This is a genomic window from Gemmata palustris (assembly GCF_017939745.1).
Taxonomy (GTDB): Bacteria; Planctomycetota; Planctomycetia; order Gemmatales; family Gemmataceae; genus Gemmata; species Gemmata palustris.
This window is the reverse complement of the sequence record NZ_JAGKQQ010000002.1, coordinates 75,773-95,960: the sequence shown is the minus strand read 5'-3', so window position 1 is coordinate 95,960 and position 20,188 is coordinate 75,773. Positions and strand designations below refer to the sequence as shown.

Genomic DNA, 20,188 nt, shown 5'->3' with positions numbered 1-20,188 from the left:
CTCAGTATTGCGTGTCCCCGCCCCGGTACCACGCTGAGCGGAATGATGAACATGCCTTCCGGTGACCCGACGCGGTATTTCGATTCTGCTCCCACGCCAACACCTCGACCCGCGCTCTGGCGCAGACTCATTGCGGTCGGCGGGTGGGGCTGTCTCGTGTTGTCGGTCGGTTTGTGGGGGCTCCTGCGGGCCGCCGATTCGTGGCCCGCGGCTACCGTCGTGATGTTCGCCCCGCTGCACCTCTTGGCCCTTCTCCCCGGAACGCTCCTCCTTGTCGCCGCGATCTTTCACCGCCGGGCGCTGCGAACGCTGGCGCCCGCGTTTCTTGTCACGGCCGGCCCGGTGGCGGGCTTCTGCGTCCCCTGGACCAGCGCGAGTGCGGACGCGCTCGCGGGTCCGCGGGTCCGCGTGCTCACGTGCAACGCGCATTACTCACGGATTCCCGTCGGCCCTCTGGACCGCCTTGTTACTGAGGCGCGCCCCGATGTCGTGGTCCTTCAGGAGTGGAACTCGAAGAACCACTCCGAGGTTTTGATCGGTCCCGAGTGGCACGTCCACCGCGACAGCGGGCACTTTTTGGCGAGCCGTTACCCCATTCGCCGCGCCGAGTCGCTCGGGAACCAGTCCGCCGGTACCCAGGGGTCCGTCACGCGCTACGCGCTGGACACACGGGCGGGGGCCGTCACCCTTTTCAGCGTCCACTTAGCCAGTCCGCGGGACGGGCTGAGTGAGGTGGCCAAGGGCGACACGTTCGGTCTGAACAACATCCTCGCGAACAGCGAATTGCGGTGGATTCAATCGCGGAACCTTGCGGATTGGGCCGGACGAGTGGACGGCCCGGTCGTGCTCGCGGGGGACTTCAATACGCCCCCGCACAGCGACATCTTCCGTCAAGTTTGGGGCGGGTACGAGAGCGCCTTCACATCGGCCGGGTGGGGGTGGGGGCACACGTTTATTGTGCGCGTAAACGCGGTTCGCATCGATCACATTTTGGTCGGCAGCGGCGGGCACGCGCTCGAATGTTGGGTCGGCCCGCCCATCGGGTCGCCGCACCGACCGGTCATCGCCGACGTCGCGTGGCCGGCCGGCGAATCGAAATTACCGTAACAAGTCTCCCCTTTTCACAGCCCGAGCCGACCGCGTTTACGCGCGGCACGAATCGGTGATTATTTTTCGCGCGGAGATGAACGGCCCTCGTCCCCGACCACGTTCCAAGAACTCATTTCTCCACGCCAATCACTCGGATGTTCGTACTTGGACAGGTTCGCATTGACAGTGTGCGCGGACCCGTTAAATTCATGAGTGTTCCGGTACGTGTTGAATCCGCCGAGCGCCCAGCCCGTTTGTTGTCTCCCGGCTTGTTATTTGCTCAGCCGCTTTCAACCCAAAACTGGTTTGGTTCGGTTCCGCACCTTCACCCTGCGTGAGGATTCGCCCTGTCTGTGCTGATCGATCAACTGGCCCTGCTCGCCCCCGAGCGCTGCGCGGATCTCGATGGTTTACGCGCTCAGTTCGCGTGCGAAGAGCAGCTCACAGCCGAGTTCGTCCGCCGCAAGTGGCTGACGCAGCTCCAAGGGCGCTGGTTGCTCCGCGGGCACGGGCCGCGGTTGATCGTCGGCTCCTACGTTCTCGTCGACCGGATCGGTGAGGGCGGCATGGGGCAAGTGTTCTTGGCCCGCCACCGCACGTTCGGGCGCCCGGCCGCGATCAAGGTGCTGCGCCCCGACCGCCGGGACAACCGGCGCGGGCGGGCGCGGTTCCTGCGCGAGGTCCGGGCCCTCGGGCGCCTCGACCACCCGAACGTGGTCCACGCCTACGACGCGGGCGTCATCGGCCGCGCGTGCTACCTCGTGATGGAGTACGTGCCCGGCCCGGACCTCGCGCAGGTGATCGCGTCCGGCGAGCGGCTCCCGGTCGGGCACGTGTGCGAGTACGCGCGCCAGGCCGCGCTGGGGCTGCACCACATGCACGAGCGCGGGCTGATTCACCGCGACGTCAAGCCGGGCAACGTGAGCCTCGCCGAGGGCGGGCGGGTCGTGAAGCTGTTAGACGTGGGGCTGGTCAAGGACCGCGTGGCCCCGGACGCGGACGGCGACGCGCTGACACAGGCCGGGTGGCTGGTCGGCACCGCGGACTACGCCTCACCCGAGCAGGTGCTGAACGCGCGCAGTGTGGGCCGCCGGTCGGACCAGTACGCGCTGGGCTGTACCTTGTATCACTTGCTCGCCGGGGAAGTGCCGTTCACCGGCGGCACGCCCGTCTCACGGGCCTTGCGGCGCGTGACCGAGAACGCGCGCCCGATTAGCGAACTGTGCCCCGATTTGCCCACGGGGTTGTCGGAAGTCGTGGGGCGCCTGTTGGCGCGCGAGCCGAAGGGCCGGTTCCCGTCCGCGCTCGCCGCGGCCGAAGCGCTGGCCCCGTTCGCGGCCCTTCTCGTGAAGGCCGCGGACGAAACGATCGTTCACATCTCCACGTGCCCGACGCTTCCCACGCTCCCCACGATCGACGGACCCGCGGCGACCGAGTCCGAACTCCACGAAGAACCCGAAGTCGCTCAGCAAATCGGTCCGAGCGCGGGTTAGTAGCGCTCCCGTCTCGGCGGTCGCGCCGATCGTAGTCGGGGTACTCATAACACCCCGCACATCGAGCCCTCATACGCGCGCCCCGCGCCCGATGCCGTAGTAGGTGAACCCGAGTTGCCGGAGCAATTTGGGATCGTAGACGTTCCGGCCGTCGAAGATCACCCGCTGGGCCAGGAGCCGCTTCATCACCTCGAAGTCCGGGTTGCGGAACTCGGCCCACTCGGTCACGACCACGAGCCCGTCCGCACCTTCCAGCGCCCCGTAGGGGCGATCGGCGTAGTGCAACTTGTCGCCGTAGATCTCGCGCACGTTGGCCGTTGCTTCCGGGTCGTGGACCCGAACTTTCACTCCCGCTTCGAGCAGCGCGTCGATGAGTGTGAGTGCCGGGGCCTCGCGGATGTCGTCGGTCCGGGGTTTGAACGCCAGGCCCCACAGGGCCAGCGTCTTTCCCGCCAGTTCCTCGGCGTAGTGCGCGCGGACCTTTTCAAACAGCACGCGCTTCTGTGCGTCGTTCACGGCGTCCACGGCCCGCATCAGTTCGAGCGGCAAATCGGTTCGTCGGCCCATAGCGATGATCGCTTCCACGTCCTTGGGGAAACACGACCCGCCGTACCCGGGGCCGGGGAACAGGAACTGGAACCCGATCCGCTGGTCGTGCCCGATGCCCTTGCGCACGTCGTTGATGTCGGCCCCGAGCCGGTCGCACAGGTTCGCCATCTCGTTGATGAAGCTGATCTTGGTCGCGAGCATCGCGTTGGCCGCGTACTTGGTCATCTCGGCCGATTCCGGGGTCATCACCAGGAACGGGCGCTCGGTGCGCAGGAACGGGGCGTACAGTTCCCGGAGCACCTCGGCCGCCTCGGACCGGCGCACCCCCACGACCACCCGGTCGGGCTTCATGAAGTCTTCGATCGCGGCGCCTTCCTTGAGGAACTCCGGGTTGCTCGCCACGTCGACGTGGGCGCACCCCTTAGCCGCCAACCGCTCGGCGACTTTCGCGTTGGTCCCGACCGGCACCGTGCTCTTGGTGACCACGACCCGCGCCCCGGGTGCCCCGGGCGGCACGTCCTTGAGCGCCTCCCCGATCGCGTCGGCGACCGCGAACACGGCCGTGAGGTCGGCGTCGCCCTCGTCGGATTGGGGCGTCCCCACCGCGATGAACACGAGCCGGGCGGCGCGCACGGCCGCGGCCAGATCGGGGGTGAACGAAAGGCGCCCGTCGCGCGCGTTTCGCGCGACCAGTTCTTGAAGGCCGGGTTCGTAGATCGGGATCCCGCCCGTTTGCAGAACCGCGATCTTCTTGGGATTGTTGTCCACACAAACGACGTCGTTGCCGCTCTCCGCGAGGCACGTGCCCGTGACGAGCCCGACGTACCCGGTTCCGATGATCGCGACTTTCACAGTGGGTTCGCTCCAGGTGTACTCGGAGCGCCGATCTCTCCACAAACAAGAAGAGACCGTCCGAGTCGCGCGGTGAAGAGGGAATTTAAGACGGCTCCGTTCCGCCCGTCAACAGCGGTTCCCGGGGCGCTTCCTGTGCGGCGCGAATCGATTCACCCACGGGCGCCACCGCGCGGTCCAGAATCGCTGCGAATGCGGGCGATTTCGGTTCGCGCGGCTCCGTCAGAGGGGCTCGCGGGGATCCCACTCGTCGTAGCGCTCGTCCCAGTCGCGGGCGCACGCCCGGCAGTGCCAGCGCTCGTACCGCCGGTCGCCGCACACCGGCACGGAATAGAACTTCGACCCGCACCGCGGGCACCGGCTCGCGCCGGCGGCGAGGAGCAGGCGCCGGGCGACCCAGAGGCCGAACGGGAGGGCACCGAGGCCGATCCAGAGACAGGCAGTTGAGGGCATGCGGGCGTTGGTGGGCTAACCAGGGGCGGGGGTTTGCACCGTTATAACCGACTCGAAACGGCCGGGCACCAAGTTTGTGGGTGTTCGAGCGAATCCGTTTCGCTCGCGAAGTGGCGGACGAAAGAACGCACAACGGCGCGCGACCCGTGATCCGCGGCGAAGTAAAACGACTGCGGGGCGCGGGGCACCAATGCCCCGCGCCCCGCGATTCGTGCCGCGGCCCGCTGACCCGGGCCGCGGCTCGTACTACTACGGGCGACTACCCGATGCCGCCCACGTCGTTGAGCCCGGCGAACAGCGTGCGGGCCGCGGCGCGGGCCGTCGAGTTCCCGTTCCACGCGAGACCACTGGTCGCGGAGTTGTTGGCCGCTACGAGGATCTGCCAGACGGTCCGCACGCCCCCGTTCGCGACCCCGAAGAGCGAACCGTTGGTGCCGATGTTGTAGAACTCGTTGGCGATGCCGGTGGTGGTGACGGTGAACCCGTAGGACCGCGCGTAGGTTCCGCCGGCCAAGTCGGAGTCGGTCACGTACACCGCCAGCGCGGTCGCCAGGATCTGGGCCTCGAGCTTGTCCGACTTCCCGGCCAGGGTCTGGAAGTAGGACGCGACCTGCGCGTTCGTCTTGCCGCTCAGGTTGTAGCTGCTCGACGACCCGTACAGTTTCGAGAAGTTGCTCGCGAGCCAACTGCCCAGGGCGGTCTTCGTGGACCCGCCGTTGAGCGCCTTGATCAGGTTCTGGCCGCTCGAACAGTTCCAGAAGTCGATCGAGGCCGTGTCGCAACTCGACACCGTGCTCCCGGCCACGTTCCCGAAGTTCACGCCGGTCTTGTTCTGACCGGTGGTGAGGGCGACGAGATCGGCCGGGGCCGCACTCTGTACCCACCCGGACTGCTGGACCTCGCGGACCCGGTAGTTCCCGGCGGCGAGGTTGTTGAACTTGTAGTACCCGTTCGCGTCGGTGACGGTCGCGGTTTCCCACGAGTCCTTGCGCCCGTTGTTGTTACCATCGAGGTAGACGACCCAGCCCGAGAGCCCCTTCTCACCGTTGTCCCACACCCCGTCGGCGTCCGCGTCGTTGAACTTGTACCCGCTGATCGTGCCGGCGTTGTCGCAACAATCGTCCCCGCCATTGTCCGCGCTCAGCAGGCGCTTCTGCGGCGTGTAGAAGATGTTGCTGTTCGCCGGCCCGAGTTTGTCGATCGCGAACCCGCAGACGAAGTCGACCTGGTAGTAGCAGTTCGGGACGCGGACCGTCAGTGTGTGGGTGCCGGGGCCGAACTCGTCCGTGTCCAGGTCGTAGATCTTCTGCTGGCTCGCCGTGTTCGCGTCGAAGTCCGCGCCCGGGGCGGTGTAGCTGACGAACGTGACCTGTTGCGTCTTCCCGGTCGGTACGTTGATCTTGAAAGTGACGGTGATCAGGTCGCCCTCGCGGGTGCGCCCGCGCAGGTCGCTCACGGTCTCGCGCGTACCGTCCGTGTGGCAGATCGTGTACGTCACACACGTGATCGTGTTTTCCACGCACGTGTCGCACGCCTCGGCGTTGGCGAAGTCGTACCCGGTGTAGCTCTTGCCCGCGGAGACGGACACCGCGTAGTTGTCCGTGAGCACCGGGCCGGTGCGGATGTAGCCCTCGGGCACCACCTCGCGGACGTAGTAGGTCTTCGAGGCCAGGCCCGTGAACAGGTAGTTCCCGTTCGCGTCGGTCACCGTCTCCGGCTCGCCCGCGTCGAGCCGGCCGTCGTTGTCCAGGTCGAGGTAGATGGTCACGCCCGCGAGCGGCGTGTCGGCCGGGGAGTTGGTGCCGGCCGTCTTGTTCAGGCCGTTCCCGCTCACGTCGAGGTACTTGGTGCCGCTGATCGACCCGCCCACCACGGCGGGCGGGTTCTTGTAGTGGCTGAGGTCGCTGTCGCTGGCCCCGGGGACCGTAACGGTGGCCTTGTTCTCGTAAACGCCGGGCTTGACCTTCTGGAGGCACAGCGTCTCGATCTTGAAATTGTCGTCCGAGTCGCCGGTCTTGGCGGCGATGACGAGCACGTTGCCCGCGAGCAGGGCCGCGTTCAGGTTCGCGGTCCGGGTGCTCGACCCGCCCAGGTTGACCTCGGTGAATCCGAGGCTCGCCAGCAGGCCGTCGCTCAGCGCGAGGTGGCTGTTGAACGCGCCCGTCTTCGTGCCGATCCAGACCGTCAGGTCGCTGTCGCCCACGACGTAGCCGAGGAAGGCCGAGTCGATGACGACGTTTTCGGAGAACTCGAACAGCACGTAGTTGTCGCGCCCGCTGTTGTCGACCGTGTGGGAGTTGCTGCTCCCGCTCTCGCTGGTGTCGGTGACGCCCAAGCCGCCGCCGTAGCTGCCCAGGTACGCAGTGGACCAGGCGCCGGTGGTCTTGTCCCGGCTGAAGGCGCTGGCGTTGACCGACACCCCGGACGAGGTGAACGAGCGGACGTTACCGGCCGTCCCGCTGACCGAACTGTTGCCCGAGAAGTCGAACGAGACGGACGAGCCGGACACCGGGACCGAGAAGTCCTGAACGGTACCGGTCGCCTTGTACAGCCACACTTCGCCCGGGTCCAGAACGTTGTCGCCGTTGCCCGTCTTACTCAGGAGCGTGATCTTCCCGTTGGCGATCGAGAGGTCGTCGGACGCGACGCCCGGCGTCCCGTTGTCGTCCACGATGGCGATCTGGCTGGTCGTGAACGCCACGTCGCCGGTGTTCGTGACCTTGTAGGTCCAGGTGACGGAAGAACCCGGGGTGAGGATCGGCACGCCCGCGCCGTCCACGGCATCTTCGTTGTCGTAGTCGGGCGCGACCGGGTTGCTGTTGGTCGGCCCGTTCGTGGTCTTCTCGATGTCGATGCCGGGGTTCGGCTTCTTGTAGTTGTCGAAGTTCTTACCGCTCGCGGTGCCGCCGCTCTGGACCCCGGTGCCGCCGACGGTGACCACGTACCCGGCGTTACCTCCGGTTTGCGTCCACCCGGCGGGGACCACTTCCTGGACGAAGTAGGTGCCGGGGGCCAGGTCAGCGAACGAGAACGTGCCGTTGGAAGCGGTCACGGTGGTGGCAACGAGTGTACCCGCGGTCGAGGTGCCGGAGTACAGTTTGATCGTAACCCCGCCCAGCGCCACGTCGTCCGAACCGAACCCGCAGCCGTCCATGTCCTGGAACTTGGTCCCGGTGACCTTCACCTTCTGGAAGTTCGCGAAGTTGTTGTTGGCCGACGTCCCGCCGCTCTGCACGCCGGTCCCGCCGACGGTGACCGCGTAGCCGCTGGTCCCGGTGGTCTGGACGTAGCCGCTGGGCACGACTTCCTGGACGAAGTAGGTTCCCGGTGCGAGGTTGCTGAACGAGAAGGTACCGTTCGATGCGGTCGTCGTGCTACCAACGAGCGCACCTGCGGTCGAGGTGCCGGAGTACAGGTTAATTGTGATCCCGCCGAGCCCGGCGTCGTCACTGGTGAACCCGTTGCCCGTCTTGTCGGTGACTTTCGTTCCGGTGACGGACACCTTCTTGAAGTTGTCGAAGTTGTTCCCGGTGCTGTTCAGGCCGCTAGTGGCGGTGATGGTGTAACCCGCGTTGCCCCCGGTCTGCACCGAGTTCGCGGGGAGCACTTCTTGGACGAAGTACGTGCCGGGTGCGAGGTTCTCGAACTTGTAGGTGCCGTCTGCGCCGGTGACGGCGGTGGCAACGGGCGTTGCGCCCCCGTTCTTGTACAGGTTAATGGTGACGCCCGCGAGCGGGGTGTCGTCGGCGCTGAAGCTGTTCCCGGTGATGTCGTTGAACTTGGTCCCGGTGATCGTGATTTGCTTGAAGTTGGCGAAGTCGTTACCTGTAGCTGTTCCGCCGCTGGTCACGCCCCCTTGCCCGACGACCACCACGTAGCCGGCGCTTCCGGCGGTTTGGACGGACCCTGCGGGTACGACTTCTTGGACGAAGTAGGTACCGAGTGCGAGGTTCTCGAACTTGAACGTGCCGTTGGCGCCGGTGGCGGTGCTCGCGACCAGCGCGCCTGCGGTCGAGGTGCCGGAGTACAAGTTAATGGTGACGCCGCTCAGACCCGTGTCGTCGCTCGTGATCCCGTCACCCGTCTTGTCCGTGTACTTGGTCCCGGTGATCGATCCCTTCTGGAAGTTGGCAAAGTTGTTACCAGAAGACGTGCCCCCGCTGACCACGCCGCCAGGTCCGACGGTGATGGTGTAGCCGGCGCTGCCGCCCGTTTGGACGTACCCGGTGGGTACGACTTCCTGGACGAAGTACTTGCCGAGGTCCAGGTCCCCGAAGGAATAGGTGCCGTCCGCGGTGGTGGTGGTGGTGGCGACGAGCGCGCCGGCAGTCGAGGTGCCCTGGTACAGGTTGACGGTGACGCCGCCGAGCCCGGTGTCGTCCGCGCTCAAACCGTTGCCGGTGAGGTCAGTGACCTTCTTACCGGTGATCTGGCCGTGGTAGAAGTTCGCGAAGTTGTTGCCCGAGGAGTCGGTTCCGCTCGTGGCAGCGATCGTGTACCCGGCGCTTCCCCCGGTCTGCGTGGCGCCCGCGGGGACGACTTCTTGGACGAAGTAGGTGCCCGGCCCGAGGTTCTCGAACTTGTACGTGCCGTCGGCCCCGGTCACGGTGCTGGCGACGGGGGTGGTGCCGCCGTTCTGGAACAGGTTGACGGTGATCCCGGCGAGCGGGGTGTCGTCGCTGCTGAAGCTGTTGCCGGTGACGTCGGTGAACTTGGTCCCGGTGATCGTGACCTGTTTGAAGTTGGCGAAGTTGTTGCCAGCGGAGGTTCCGCCGCTCTGTAGCCCGTTGCCCCCGACGGTGACGGTGTACCCGGCGCTGCCCGCGGTCTGCTGGTACCCGGCGGGTACGAGTTCCTGGACGAAGTACGTGCCGGGTGCGAGGTTGTCGAACGAGTAGGAGCCGTCGGCCGCGGTGGTGGTGGAGGCGACGAGGGCGCCGCTCGCGTCGTTCTGGTACAGGTTGATGGTGACGCCCGCGAGTGGGGTGTCGTCGCTGGAGAGGCCGTTGCCGGTGGTGTCGGTGACCTTCCTGCCGGTGATCTTGGCGAGCTGGAAGTTGTCGAAGTTGTTGTTGGTGCTGACGAGGCCGCTGGTGGCGGTGATGGTGTACCCGGCGCTTGCCCCGGTCTGTGTGTACCCGGCGGGTACGAGTTCCTGAACGAAGTAGTTACCCGGGCCCTGGTTGGCGAACGAGTAGGACCCGTCGCTGGCGGTGGTGGTGGTGGCGACGAGGGCGCCGTTCTGGAACAGGTTGACGGTGATCCCGGCGAGCGGGGTGTCGTCGGAGCTGAAGCTGTTCCCGGTGATGTCCGTGTACTTCGTACCCGCGATCGTGATGTTCTTGAAGTTACCGAAGTCGATACCGGTGATGTTCGAGCCGCTGACCGTTCCGATGTCGCCCGGGTTCGCCGTGATTTGGGTCCACCCGGCTTGGTTCACTTCGCGAACCCGGTAAATGCCCGGGGTGAGGTTGGTGAACGAGTACGAGCCGTCGACCGCGGTGAGCGTGGTAGCCAGGATGTTGTTGGTGGTGTCCAGGAGCTGGATCGTCCAACCCTGGAGGCCGGCTTCGCCGTCCCGGACGCCGTTGGCGTTCACGTCCTCGAACTTCGTTCCGTGGATCTCGGCCTTCTGTTCCGGGCTCGCGGTGATCGTGTTGAGGTTGTTCAGGCTCAGGTTGATCGGGAACGTGTTCTTGAAAACGAGGTGGATTTGCGTCGTTGCCGAATACGGCACCGTATCGCTGACCACGAGCGAGCCGCTCGCCGGGATCGTTTTGGCCCCGGTCGTATCGCCGGTCATCCCGAAAAGCGAGTTGCTGTCGTCGACCCACGTTTGTGAGGTCACGGTTCCCCCGCTCGGGGTCGAACCGGTGAAACTGTAAACGAGCGTTTGAGGCGCGGGGGTCGTGGTGAGGTCGCTGAGGCTCGCTCGAACAATGATGTCGTGCGCGCTGGCCGCCGCGACGCCCGTGACGGCCAGATTCAGTGTCGTGGACGCGGCACCGGTCGAGCCCAGGGACGACGCCGCGATCGTCACGGCCCCGATGTTCACACCGATGGTACCGACCAGGGCGTCGGTGTCGCCGACGCCCTGGTCGGTAACGGGGGCACTGAAGGTCGCGCCGCCGTTGGTACTGAACTGTATCGCGAACGCGGGCACCAACCGGTCCTCGAGTTGCTCGATGGCGAGTGCCCTGGGGCGCCGCGTCCGGATCGGGCGGCGCCCGGTGCCGGAAATCGTCGAGTGGAGCCGCGAAAGGAACGTCTTCCACGTAGGCGTCATGACGGAGGTTCCTGGATCTGGGTGAGGACTCGGGGGAGCCAAATATTGGGTGCTACGGCCGATCACGTGACCGATCACGCGAAGGGAATTTCAAAACCAAAAAACCAAAAGCGGAGCGATAGAAACCAGCGGCGCGCCGCACGGGCAACGAAAACCCGATTCCGAGGAGCACGCGCTCCCCGGACCCAGGTTCCCGGCACGATTTTCTAAAGAAGGTTTAGCTTTCGATGCCGTCGGTACGGCCGACTCAAACAAGACGCAAAATGAGCCAGGAAAATACTTGGTTCGCGCTCACGCGAGTCGGTACCAAGGGGACTTCGAGGTCCGGTCTGGCTCGCGGGGATTACGCCACGGGTGCGGCGCGGTTCCGGCGGCGCAGGCGCGCGATGCCGAGGACCGGCAGCCCGCTGAGCATCAGGACGAGCCCGGCGGGGGCCGGAGTCGGGGTGATTACATTGTCGATGTCCGCGCCAATGTTCACGTCCTTGGTGCCGGTAATATCGATGCGGATCTCCGTCGTCAGTGAGTACTTCGGGACGCCCGTGAAACTGCCGACGAAGTTAGGGGTGATCCCGTCGCCCGGGGTCAAGGCTCCGGTGGTGATGGTGCCCGGGATGCCGAATTCGGCGTTGCCGTTATCGACCCACGACTGACCGGTGTAGGCGGCGTTCACTGTGGTGGTGCCGGCGGTGAACTTCGTGGTGAGTGTTTGGGGCGCGGGGGCCGTGGTGAGGTCCGTCACCGTTGCTTGGATAACGATGGAGTGCGTTTCCACGGTGCCCGGTTTGAAAACACCAGTCACGTGTAGGTCGAGGAGCGAAACCGTCGGGTCACCGTAGCTCGACGCGGTAATTTTCAGCCCGTCAACGGTGTCGCCGCTATTGACGGTGGTGAACGCCCCACCGTCCAGACTGTACTGGATCGCGAACCCGGCTTGCGCCCGAGTGGGCGCTCCAAATACGGCGGTGCCGACCAGAACGGCGGCGAGCACGCGCAGAACGTTTCGGAAGTGGGTCATTGGACGAGCCTCCTCGGGAAATCGGCAGGAACGGGGCCGCAACATCAAGTACGGGCGTGAGGGGCACGCTCCGCACTCTCTTTCCAGACGCACCGAACCCAAGCACGAGTGCCGTTCGGTGTGGCAGTCGCCAACACTCGTTGTATGCCTGTTGAGGGGCCGCAACGAATCGCGCCGAATACCACATCCCACACATTCGGGTGGGTGCAACAACTTAACCACGACGAGAAGTAACGTTCCGAAAGCAGCGGGGCTGCTCGAAAGAAGCGTTAGCATCGGCATGGGCGAGCCGGGTTGGGGCGCATCAACTCCGGTGGGCTACCGCGCCAAGCAGGCGGCGGGCTGAAATTCCGTGTTTGGGGCACTCTTGTGAGGGTGAGTATAGCAAGTGCGACTTGAGCAGGTTAAGGGGGAGGTGCGAATTTTTCGAGCACGTCGCAACTATGAGAGGCAGATGCAATTTGTGGCTCCCTTTCTGAATCGATTCGTGTAACTCGTTACAGGACAAGGGAATTCGACCGTTGGTGATGGTTTGAGCCAACGGGGTCGCACACGATCGGGTGTGGGCGCGCTACTTTTTGGCAACACATCAATTTACTGCCGGGTGCGCCTCAACAATCACGGTTCAGCTCGCAGAGAGGATTCGGAGCCCGTCCACACTGCACCGTGCGGAGAAATTCCGCGGACCGTCAACGTTCCCGGAAGGCGCTGAGGAGCGGGGCGGTGGGGCAAGCCGGCTTGTTCTGCACGGGGGGGAAGGTTATAAGACCACGCCCGGTGTTCGGGTTTTGGGCGAGCGGGAGAATCGAGACCGATGCGGAACTTCCGGCGGAGCGTGTGGTTCTCGTGGCCGTACCGACAGCGGTTGGCGGCGTCGGTCTTTTGTGCGCTGGTTGTGGCCGTTTTGTGGAGCGTGAACCTCGGCGCCATTTATCCGGTGCTCAAGCTCCTCAGTTCGGGGAAGAACCTCCAGCAGTGGATCGACGAGGAGATCGCGGAACAGCAAAAGCTGCGCGAAATTGACGCAAAAGAGGTGGCGAAACTCAACTTCGCGCTCGCCACTCTGGAGAGCAGACCGGACACCCCGGAGCGCGAGAAGCAGAAGCGGAGCTATTCGGCCGATCTCGCCCGCGCCACCGATGCCCAGGACTCCCACGCGAGCTGGGACTACCGCTACCAGTGGTTGCGCGCGAAATTGATCCGGCACATGCCGACGGACCGCTTCGAGACGTTCCTGTGGATCATGGCCGCGGTCCTGGTTTGTGTCGTCGTGAAGGGCGTGTTCGAGTTCTTTCACGAGTCGCTCGTCGGGTGGGTCACGAACCGGACGCTGTTCGATCTGCGCAACTCGTTCTTCCGCCGGGTGGTCAGGCAGGACGTGCGGCAACTGTCCGCGGCCGGGACCAACGACCTCATGGCCCGGTTCACCAACGACACGGAACAGGTCGGGTCCGGCGTCAAGGTGCTCTACGGCCGGGTGATCGCCGAACCGCTCAAGGCCGTTACGTGCTTCGCCGCCGCGTGCTTCATCTGCTGGCAGCTCACGCTCACGTTCGTCGTCGTCGTCCCGCTCGCGCTGTACGTGCTCATGCGCGTGAGCAAGGCCATGCGAAAGGCCGCGAAGAAGGCGCTGCAGCGGATGTCCGCGATGTACAAGATCCTGAACGAAACGTTCAGCGGCATCCGGGCGGTGAAGGGGTTCACGCGCGAGGCTCACGAGCGGCGCCGGTTCCGGCAAGCGAACTACGAGTTCTACCGCAAAGCGCTCCGGCTCGTGAACATTGATGCGTTCACCAATCCCGCGATCGAGGTGTTGGTCGTAATCGCGGTGGGGCTCGCACTGGGCGCGGGGGTGTACCTGGTGGTCAGCGGGAGCATGTACATCGGAATTTTCCGCATGTGCTCGCAGCCGTTGAGCTTTGAAACACTGTTGCAGTTCTACGTGTTCCTCGCGGCCATCGCGGACCCGGTGCGGAAACTGTCGAGCGTGTACACCAAACTCCAGGGCGCGGAAGCGGCGTCCGCGCGCATCTTCGAGCTGTACGACCGCGAGCCGACGATCCGCGGGAACGCGGACGGCCCGCGCCTCATCACGGTGAAGAAGCGGATCGAGTTCCGGCACGTGTGCTTCGCGTACAACCCGACCGCGGACACGCCGACGCTCGATAACGTGAGCCTGACCGTCAAGGCGGGCGAAACGGTCGCGGTGGTGGGCGGCAACGGGTGCGGGAAAACGACACTGCTCGCGCTGCTCCCGCGGTTCTTCGATCCCGATTCGGGCGCCGTACTCATCGACGGCGTGAATTTGCGCACGGCTCACTTGCGCTCGCTCCGCAAGCTGATTGGCGTGGTCACGCAGGACACGCAACTGTTCGATGACACGGTTCTGGCCAACATCGCCTACGGCAAGCGCGGCGCGACGCGCGAAGAGGTAATTGCGGCCGCAAAAGAGGCCCGGGCGCACGACTTCATTGAGAAGAAAGAGGGCGGGTACGAGGCGCTGATGGGCACGGCCGGGAGCAACTTCTCGGGCGGGGAGCGGCAGAAGGTCGCGCTCGCGCGGGCGATCCTCCGCAACCCACAGGTTCTGATCCTCGACGAGTTCACCAGCGCCATTGATATGCAGAGCGAAGTCGACATTCACGACGCGCTCAAACAGTTCGTGAAGGGGCGCACCACGTTCCTCATTACGCACAAGCTCCACACGGTTCCAGAAATTGCCGACCGCGTGGCGATGATGGAATCCGGTCGGGTGCTCGATTTCGGCACGCACGCTGAACTCCTTGCGCGGTGCGAACCGTACCGCCGACTGTTCGAGTCGGTGCAGATGTGGAAGACGGACGCGGCCGCGCCGGGGAGCGGCACGAAGGAATCGGCGCCTCTCGCGGACGCACGAGTTCCCTTCGCGCCCGGTTCGCCCGAAGGGACCAAGCCCCCAACCCAACGCGACGCGGCATGAGTACCGTGCTGCCAATTTCCGGTCGCAGCACGAGTCGGTTCGGCGCGCTGCGACCGCTTCCATTTCTCCCCCCGGCAATTTCGGTCCTCGCGCTGTTTCTGTTGTTTTTCTTCCAACTCGGTGCGCGGGATCTGGTGAGCAGTCACGAGGCCCGCGCTGCGCAGAATTCCCAGCGCATGATCGATACGGGCGAGTGGGGCTTACCCACACTCTTTGACGGGCAGCGCGACCTGCAGAAACCCCCGGGATTCTACTGGCTCGGCGCGGTCGCAGGTTGTTTGACCGGCGGGCACGTTTCTCCCTGGGCCGCGCGCTTTCCTGCGGCCGCGAGTGGCACTCTCGTTGTGCTGCTCGTGTACGGTTTCCTCCGGCGCGAAGGCTGGAGATCGGGCGCGTTTGTGGCTGCGGTCGCGCTTGCCACCGCGAACCACTTCGTCGCGATCGGGCGCACCGCTCGCATCGATGTGCCGCTGACGTGTGCCGTTACCGTGGCGCTGCTCGCGTTCTCTCGTGGGTCCACTGCGGGGCTGGCGTCCCGCGGTTCCAGGAGGGAAGGGTGGTTCCTCCTCTCCGCACTCGCGGCCGGCGTCGCGGTGCTGCTCAAGGGCCCCGTGGGATTGGCTCTCATCGGAAGCACTGCAGTCGCGTTCCTGATCGCCGAGCGGTTCGCGACCACTCCCGCGGAGCGCGCCCGCCTGTCGGTACTCTCGGCGATTCTCGGCGTGGCGGTGGTCGCGTGCGTCGCGCTGCCGTGGTTCGTGTGGGCGCAGCACGCCACGGAAGGCGAGTTCGTGCGCGTGTTCTTCTGGCACCACAACGTCGAGCGCTTTGCGGGCACCTCCGAGGCGCTCGCGTCGCACCCCTGGTGGTACTACGGCCCGCGGTTCGCGATGGCGTTTCTGCCGTGGACGCTGCTTTTGGTGCCGCTCGTGTGGTGGGGAACGCGGTCCGGCGTGTGGAAAGAAGAGCGCCTGTTCCGTTTGGGCGTGGTGTGGCTCGTTGTGATGGTGGCGGTGCTGTCGGCGTCGCGCTTCAAGCGCGCGGATTACCTGCTGCCCGCGTTCCCCGGCGCCGCGATCGCGCTCGGGTGCGCGGCCGAACGCTGGCTCACGTCGCGTGGTGACGCGCGGTCCGCGGTGCGCGCGAAGTGGGGATTCGGGGCACTCGTGGCAGGCGCGCTGGCGGTGTGTCCGGTCATGTGGTTCGTGGTCGAACCCGTGGAAAATGCCCGGCAAGAGAAGCGCCCGTTCGCTGCCGCGATCCGCGAATACGCGCCCAAACCGCAAACAATTCTGCTGTTTCGGGCGGAGTCGCACTTGCTCGCCTTCCATCTCGGTGCGCCGCTGCATACTTTGGTGGAGTGGGGCGAACTGAAGGAAGTGCTCGCTGCGCCCGGCCCGCACGCGGTCGTCATGCCGCCCGAGTACGTGGACGAGGCCGAGCGCATCACCGGCCGAAAACTCGTGCCGGTCGCGTCGCTCGCGGACTTCACTTCCATCCGCCCGCCCCGCCCGCTGGTGTGCCTGCGCACCGCGGAGTGACCGGGTGAACCCCTCCCCGCTCGCTCCGTTCGCTGCTCCCGTCTCGAGAGGAGCACAAGACAGCGTTCCGTTTGCCCCCGTTCTCTGAGCGGGGCAGGGCGGGGGGGTAGGTTCTGTGCTTTCCCACCTATGGCCAAACCTACTGCTCCGCACGACGGCGTGACCGTCGTCATCCCGGCCCACAACGCGGCCGCGCAGCTCGAAAAGATGCTGCCCGCGTGGGGACTACTGCTCGGCAAGCAGAACCGGCCGGTTCAGATCATCGTCGTGAACGACGGGAGCACCGACGGTACCGCGGCGGTCCTCGAGAAGCTCGCGCCGCGGGTTCCTCACCTGCACGTGCTCACTCACGACACGCACCGCGGATTCGGCACGTGTCTCCGCACCGCGCTCGCGGAAACAACGCACCCCCTTTTCATGTACGCGGGGCTCGACAACCAGTACACGCCGGGCGACATCCGGCCGATGCTGGAGCGGATCGAACTGCGGGACGAGATTTTCGGCAAACAACCGGACCTCATCAGCGGGTTCCGCGCCGGCCGGCCGCGCCCGACTCTGGTGAAGTGGGTGAGCGGCGCGTGGAAGCTGTTTTGGCGCGTCTTCGCGGGGTTGCCGATCGTCGATTCGCCGCCGTGGTACGGTTGGGGCGAGTGGTGGTACAAGACCCGTGCGGGGTGGGTGTTCGGGGTGCCGCTCGCGGACGTGAACAGTGCGTTCAAGCTCTACCGGACCGCGTTCCTGAAGCGCGTGCCGATTCAGTCGGACGGGGACTTCGTTCACGTCGAACTCGTGGCAAAGGCGACGTTCCTCACGAGCATCATGGACGAAATCCCGCTCACGCCGAAGAACCCGCCCGAACCGCTACCGCCACTCGGTCCGGTTTCCGCAGACCGAAGCCGCGTGTTCAGCGATCCGAAGTTCGCCTTCGATATGCCCGCCACAGTAAAGCCGCCGGAAGCGGGTGACGCAGTCGCACCGCCGGATGCGCCCGCAGCAGAGGCGAACGCCGAGGGACTCGCTTCCCCCGGTTCTCCAGTCCCCGCGTCATGAGTGCGCCCGCCCCCTCTCTGCCGCGCATTCTGTTCATCACCGGGAAGCTCGCGGAGCCGGCCCTCCGGCGCGTCGTGGACGAACTTGCGCCGAATGCCGCGTTCGAGCCATATGTCGCAGCGCTCCCGATCACCGTTGCGGCGCTGATGACGACCAACTGGGTCTCGCGCCACCTTCCCCCACTGCCGCCCGATCTCAATCGCGTGATTCTTCCGGGGTTCTGCCGCGGGGAGGTCGAGGAGGTGTCGCGGGCGGTGGGCGCGCCCGCCGAGCGCGGGCCGACCGACCTCCGCGACCTGCCCGAGTTCTTTGGCAAGCGGTCCGCGCCGCGCGACTACGGGAAGTACGACATCGAGATTCTCGCGGAGATTAATCACGCCGCGAAGAAGTCGCTTGATGCGATCGTGCGCGAAGCCCGGCGCTACCGCGATAGCGGCGCGGACGTGATCGATCTGGGCTGCGACCCCGGCCCCGCGTGGAACGGGGTGGGGGATGCGGTCCGTGCCCTTCGAGCTGATGGGTTCCGCGTATCCATTGACAGCTTCAACCCGGACGAAGTGGACGCCGCACTCGCGGCCGGCGCGGAACTCGTGTTGAGCGTGAACGGCACGAACGTCGAGCACGCGCGCCGGTGGCACGTCGCGTACCCCGAAGTCGAAGTGGTCGCGATCCCGGACACGCCGAGCGATTCGGACAGCCTCGCGCGCACGGTCGACGTGCTTCGCGGTATCGGGATCAAGCACCGGCTCGACCCGATCCTCGAACCGATCGGCTTCGGGTTCGCGGCCTCGCTCGGGCGCTACATCGACACGCGGCGCCGGTTCCCGGACGCGGAACTGATGATGGGCGTGGGCAACCTCACCGAACTCACGGACGTGGACTCAGCCGGGTTGAACGTGCTGCTCGCGGGGTTCTGCCAGGAACTCGGCGTGCGCAGCGTGTTGACGACGGAAGTCATCAACTGGGCGCGTTCGTCGGTAAATGAGTTCGACCTCGCGCGCCGGCTCGTGTTCCACGCGGTCCGCGAAAAAGTGCTCCCGAAGCGCCTCGAACCCGGCCTGGTCATGCTCCGCGACCCGAAGGTGCCCGAGCAGGGCGAGGAACTGCTCCAAGAGTTGGCGCGCCGGGTGACCGATCGGAACTACCGCATTTTCGCGGAACGCGGTGAGCTGCACGTCTTCAACGGGAGCGTTTATTTACGCGGCGCGGACCCGTTCGCGCTGTTCACGCAGCTCGCGTCTACGGACCCGAAGCTCGATCCCGCGCACGCCTTTTACCTCGGTTACGAGTTCGCCAAAGCCGTAACTGCGCTCACTCTCGGCAAGGGGTACACTCAGGACCAGGCGCTGCGCTGGGGGTTCCTCACCGTCCCGGAGACGAGTCACCGCAACCCGGGCGAACGGCCGGTGTGAATCGGTTTCTCTTTGCTCGTCTAATTCGTTGGCGTAAACTGAGTTGGTTCCTGAGCGGCCCACGGGGGCCGTTATTCTCATCCTCCTTCACCAAAGGACGCCACAATGCGCATGCTTTGTGCCGCCGCGCTGTCCTTGTCCGTGGGCCTGTGGATCGCCTACGCGCAAGACAAGAAACCGGCCGAGGGGTCGAAGTCCGACCGGGCCGAGAGGTTCGCCGCACTGAAAAAGAAGTTCGAGGACGAGAACAAGGAACTCACCGCGCAGCTCGCGAAGGCCGAGAACCCCGGCGACGCGCGGGCACTTCAGGGCGAGATGAAAGAACTCGTGCTGCTTACCGCGAGCAAGGCGTTCGAGATCGCGAAGGACGACCCGAAGGACGAGGTCGGGTTCGAGGCCGCCGCGTTCATCGTGCAAACGGCGGGGCGCATCGGCGCGACCGGCGAGGACGTGGAGAAGGCCGTCCAGATGGTCGCCCTGCACCACGCGGCCAACGCGAAGGTCCGGGACCTGCTCGTCCCCGCGATGCGCCTGGGCGAACCGGGCGACAAACTCATCAAGGCCGTGTCCGAGAAGGCCACCGACAAGGACACGAAGGGCGTCGCAACGTTCATTCGCGGGTACAAGATCGCACAAGCGATCGAGGAACAAGAGGACGAGAAGGAAGTCGCGCTCATGGTGAAGGACGCGACCGCCATGCTGGAGCAGGCCGCGAAAGAGGCCCCGAACGCGAAGATCAACCCGTCGTCCCCCAAGAGCCCCACGGTCGGCGACCTCGCGACCAAGGAAATCGAGAACCTGAAGGCCGTGACCCTGCTGGCCGTGGGCAAGGCCGCGCCGGAAGTCGAATCAATGACCCTTGATGGCAAGAAGGTCAAGATCTCCGACTACAAGGGCAAGGTCGTCCTGTTCGACATCTGGGCGACGTGGTGCGGGCCGTGCAAGGCGATGATCCCGCACGAGCGCGACCTGGTGAAGAAGCTCGAGGGCAAGCCGTTCGAGCTCATCAGCGTGAGCGCGGACAACAAGAAGGAAACGCTCGAGAAGTTCCTGGAAGGCGAGAAGATGCCGTGGACGCACTGGTGGGACAACGGCCCGGAGAGCGCGGTTCTGAAGAAGTACCGCGTGCGCGCGTTCCCCACGATGTTCGTGATCGACCACACCGGCGTGATCCGGCACAAGTGGGTCGGCAACCCGGGTAACGAAAAGATCGACGCCGCGATCGAGGAACTGGTGAAGGCCGCGATCAAGGCGAAGGGCTGATTCGGGCTCTTTCCACGAGAGTAGCGAAGCGCTCGGGGCGCGTGACGGGATGAACCCGTCACGCGCCCCGAGCGCTTTTGGCTTTGGCGTAGTCGAAGAACGCGCGAGCGATGCCCCGGAGTTTGTTTTTGCCCTCTCCCTTGCGGGAGAGGGTGGTGAGGTTTTTGCGAACCGGGTGAGGGGTAACCTCCTGAGTGGAAGCAACCCCTCACCCCGCCGCGAA

11 protein-coding genes are annotated in these 20,188 nt (G+C 65.4%); 7 read left to right on the top strand and 4 right to left on the bottom strand.

The window, feature by feature from the left end:
* Positions 1–51: 51 nt before the first annotated feature.
* The gene (locus J8F10_RS34930) at positions 52–1,107 is read left to right on the top strand and encodes an endonuclease/exonuclease/phosphatase family protein (RefSeq protein ID WP_210662526.1); all 1,056 of its coding nucleotides are present in this window, start codon (positions 52–54) and stop codon (positions 1,105–1,107) included.
* A gap of 335 nt (positions 1,108–1,442) precedes the next feature.
* Positions 1,443–2,582 carry a serine/threonine-protein kinase gene (locus tag J8F10_RS34925; RefSeq protein WP_210662524.1) on the top strand — a complete coding sequence of 380 codons (1,140 nt, stop codon included), beginning with the start codon at positions 1,443–1,445 and terminating at the stop codon, positions 2,580–2,582.
* A 69-nt stretch (positions 2,583–2,651) separates the two neighbouring features.
* On the opposite strand, the gene J8F10_RS34920 is transcribed toward J8F10_RS34925, so the two are convergent.
* The 4 genes from J8F10_RS34920 to J8F10_RS34905 form a co-directional block, all read right to left on the bottom strand.
* Positions 2,652–3,983 carry a UDP-glucose dehydrogenase family protein gene (locus J8F10_RS34920; protein ID WP_210662522.1) on the bottom strand — a complete coding sequence of 444 codons (1,332 nt, stop codon included), beginning with the start codon at positions 3,981–3,983 and terminating at the stop codon, positions 2,652–2,654.
* A gap of 222 nt (positions 3,984–4,205) precedes the next feature.
* Positions 4,206–4,436, bottom strand: a complete 231-nt coding sequence (locus J8F10_RS34915) for a hypothetical protein (RefSeq protein WP_210662519.1) — start codon at positions 4,434–4,436, stop codon at positions 4,206–4,208.
* Between the two features lie 259 nt (positions 4,437–4,695).
* Entirely contained in the window at positions 4,696–10,722 is a 6,027-nt protein-coding gene (locus J8F10_RS34910; RefSeq protein WP_210662518.1) for an SdrD B-like domain-containing protein, read from the bottom strand.
* Between the two features lie 343 nt (positions 10,723–11,065).
* Positions 11,066–11,740, bottom strand: coding sequence for a hypothetical protein (locus J8F10_RS34905; protein ID WP_210662516.1), 675 nt, complete (start codon positions 11,738–11,740; stop codon positions 11,066–11,068).
* Positions 11,741–12,554: 814 nt separating this feature from the next.
* Between J8F10_RS34905 and J8F10_RS34900 the strand changes: the two genes are divergently transcribed.
* The 5 genes from J8F10_RS34900 (at position 12,555) to J8F10_RS34880 (ending at position 19,965) form a co-directional block, all read left to right on the top strand.
* Entirely contained in the window at positions 12,555–14,699 is a 2,145-nt protein-coding gene (locus J8F10_RS34900; protein ID WP_210662515.1) for an ABC transporter ATP-binding protein, read from the top strand.
* Complete coding sequence (locus J8F10_RS34895; RefSeq protein WP_210662513.1) at positions 14,696–16,240, top strand: ArnT family glycosyltransferase; 1,545 nt, start codon at positions 14,696–14,698, stop codon at positions 16,238–16,240. The genes J8F10_RS34900 and J8F10_RS34895 overlap by 4 nt, the downstream gene beginning before the upstream one ends.
* 129 nt (positions 16,241–16,369) lie before the next feature.
* Positions 16,370–17,290 carry a glycosyltransferase family 2 protein gene (locus tag J8F10_RS34890; protein ID WP_210662511.1) on the top strand — a complete coding sequence of 307 codons (921 nt, stop codon included), beginning with the start codon at positions 16,370–16,372 and terminating at the stop codon, positions 17,288–17,290.
* A complete protein-coding gene (locus J8F10_RS34885; RefSeq protein ID WP_210662509.1) occupies positions 17,287–18,702 on the top strand; it encodes a DUF6513 domain-containing protein in 1,416 nt (471 codons plus the stop codon). The genes J8F10_RS34890 and J8F10_RS34885 overlap by 4 nt, the downstream gene beginning before the upstream one ends.
* 105 nt (positions 18,703–18,807) lie before the next feature.
* Complete coding sequence (locus J8F10_RS34880; protein WP_210662507.1) at positions 18,808–19,965, top strand: TlpA family protein disulfide reductase; 1,158 nt, start codon at positions 18,808–18,810, stop codon at positions 19,963–19,965.
* Positions 19,966–20,188 lie beyond the last annotated feature (223 nt).

What these genes read in the sequence shown, in the direction of transcription:
- J8F10_RS34930 (WP_210662526.1), top strand. Translation starts at nt 52, where the DNA reads ATGCCTTCCGGTGACCCGACGCGGTATTTCGATTCTGCTCCCACGCCA.
- J8F10_RS34915 (WP_210662519.1), bottom strand. Translation starts at nt 4,436, where the DNA reads ATGCCCTCAACTGCCTGTCTCTGGATCGGCCTCGGTGCCCTCCCGTTC.
- J8F10_RS34910 (WP_210662518.1), bottom strand. Translation starts at nt 10,722, where the DNA reads ATGACGCCTACGTGGAAGACGTTCCTTTCGCGGCTCCACTCGACGATT.
- J8F10_RS34905 (WP_210662516.1), bottom strand. Translation starts at nt 11,740, where the DNA reads ATGACCCACTTCCGAAACGTTCTGCGCGTGCTCGCCGCCGTTCTGGTC.
- J8F10_RS34900 (WP_210662515.1), top strand. Translation starts at nt 12,555, where the DNA reads ATGCGGAACTTCCGGCGGAGCGTGTGGTTCTCGTGGCCGTACCGACAG.
- J8F10_RS34895 (WP_210662513.1), top strand. Translation starts at nt 14,696, where the DNA reads ATGAGTACCGTGCTGCCAATTTCCGGTCGCAGCACGAGTCGGTTCGGC.
- J8F10_RS34890 (WP_210662511.1), top strand. Translation starts at nt 16,370, where the DNA reads ATGGCCAAACCTACTGCTCCGCACGACGGCGTGACCGTCGTCATCCCG.
- J8F10_RS34885 (WP_210662509.1), top strand. Translation starts at nt 17,287, where the DNA reads ATGAGTGCGCCCGCCCCCTCTCTGCCGCGCATTCTGTTCATCACCGGG.
- J8F10_RS34880 (WP_210662507.1), top strand. Translation starts at nt 18,808, where the DNA reads ATGCGCATGCTTTGTGCCGCCGCGCTGTCCTTGTCCGTGGGCCTGTGG.